Source organism: Frateuria defendens, from assembly GCF_001182895.1.
GTDB classification, from domain to species: Bacteria; Pseudomonadota; Gammaproteobacteria; order Xanthomonadales; family Rhodanobacteraceae; genus Frateuria_B; species Frateuria_B defendens.
In genome coordinates, this window is the sequence record NZ_LFQR01000229.1 from 1 (window position 1) to 1,074 (window position 1,074).

The following is a 1,074-nucleotide window of genomic DNA, read 5'->3' on the forward strand; positions in this document are numbered from 1 at the left end:
CAGATTGGTCTTGGTCGAGGGGCCCTTCTGAAACGGCACACGATTCATCGCCATGACTCACACTCCCGTCGTGAACATGGCTTCAGCATCCTCCGCGGCCGTCGCAAATCACGCGACTTGCCACTGAGGTTCGACGCTAATCAGGACTCACTTTGGCGGACGCAATCGCGGCCAGTTAATAGAAAATAGAATCATCATTACAACTGACGACATACCAGCCCCCCTTAGTGCCAAAGGCATAGCTACGGCAAGTTCAAAAATTTTCCCATAGAGCAACGCCCCCACCCACGACAAGGCCAAAATAGCGAATAAAGAACAAAAAAAATAAATGACACCAACCCTTAAAATCACAAACAATCGCCTCATTTTTTTTCCTTACTATCAGGCGAATCACCCAAGCGGTCAATAATCGCACTCGACGATTCCGATGAAATCGGGCCAGATGTATTTCCAAAAATGGCCGGAAGTAACGTCTCCCCTGCCACTCCACCAAGCCCCCTTGTTGTTTTATCACCGACATAGTACCCAAAGCCACCTGTCACACCTGACTTGGCGGCCCCTATATATGGATTCTTACTCTCATCATAAACCATATTATTAATATCCGTCTGTAAAAATCCACCACTTGCGCTAACTGCTGTATTCCACCAAAGACCACCACCAACCCCCAGCATTCCTGTAGCAGTCGCCACTCCAACATTCGTCAGACGTATCTTCCCATCTTGAGCAAGCTGCGCTCCTGCATTAACGGTCCCCGCCAGCATGCCCGCTCCCACCCGCGAGGAGAGCATGAAGCCCAATACTGTTCCCGAAATGCCTCCCTCCCGCACCGCATTCGCAGCCTCCAGGAAAGGTACGCCAGCCGAAAGTCCCGCTGTGGCCCCGTAAACCACCGTCCTTCCATAGAAGGCATAGAAATCGTTGTCCGACTGCTTGATGATGTCGTTCGCCAAGTAGTTCTTCAGCACATCCTGGTTTGCCCAATGCGACAGCTGAGCCGCTTGAGCGTCGTCATTACTGGTGCTTCCGCGCAGGTTCACCCCATACTCCTGGACCCCATAGAATGCCTTGGCC

General features: G+C 51.7%; 2 protein-coding genes. Both read right to left on the reverse strand.

Annotated elements, in window-relative coordinates; genetic code table 11:
* Positions 1–147: 147 nt before the first annotated feature.
* Positions 148–366, reverse strand: coding sequence for a hypothetical protein (locus tag ACH65_RS20135; RefSeq protein ID WP_153242679.1), 219 nt, complete (start codon positions 364–366; stop codon positions 148–150).
* Positions 363–1,074: hypothetical protein (locus ACH65_RS20140; RefSeq protein WP_237561573.1), on the reverse strand; the 712-nt coding region annotated here is incomplete at its 5' end. The genes ACH65_RS20135 and ACH65_RS20140, both read right to left, overlap by 4 nt.

Bases quoted from the DNA above. Each gene is read 5' to 3' on its own strand.
- ACH65_RS20135 (WP_153242679.1), bottom strand. From the start codon at position 366: ATGAGGCGATTGTTTGTGATTTTAAGGGTTGGTGTCATTTATTTTTTT.